Source organism: Vibrio sp. 1288, assembly GCF_033344475.1.
The window spans coordinates 1-583 of the sequence record NZ_JAWPOX010000850.1 but is presented as its reverse complement, the minus strand read 5'-3'; the positions used below and the strand labels follow the sequence as shown (position 1 = coordinate 583).

At 49.6% G+C, this 583-nt stretch carries 1 protein-coding gene; it reads right to left on the bottom strand.

The window, feature by feature from the left end:
- A partial coding sequence (locus tag R8O11_RS29715; protein ID WP_318195190.1) for an L-serine ammonia-lyase, iron-sulfur-dependent, subunit alpha occupies positions 1-583 on the bottom strand: 583 nt, incomplete at both ends.

The following is a 583-nucleotide window of genomic DNA, read 5'->3' as shown; positions in this document are numbered from 1 at the left end:
AACTACAACTGGCATTGTAGCGGCAATACCTTGGTTCCCACTGCCGAAATTGCTCATGGCTGGCAACGTCGCCCCTCCCATGCGAGCATCAGACGCCGCGGATGTCATCATCTGTATACGACTCATTAAGTCATTGCCCAATAAGCCTTGCTCGATGTTGCCTTTTAGCGTGCGTCCAATTTCTAGGCCGTAACCTCGGTCGATACCTTCTTGAGCCAGCAAGGTATTGAGCTCTGCAGCTTGGAGAATGAATTTGATCTCTTCAAAAGGCGCTTGAGTGGCAAACTCATAGATTTGTTTGATCGAAATATCCACACCTTCACAAACAGAAGCGGTTGCAACGCGTTGCTGCGGTGGAGCATCAAAAATCACGTCGCCATTGCGCGTGATCTGGATAATGTTGGTGTGACCGCCACTGATCGTGACCGAAACAACATCGTCACCAGAGGTGAGCGTTACGCTGCAATAAATGAATTCTTGCGTATCCATGCGCGCTACAGTTACCCGCTCTTCATCTATCAATTGTTGCGCAGCGGCGACATCCTGCTCATTAATCCGAGCCAACACTTCCAGTTCTGCTGTT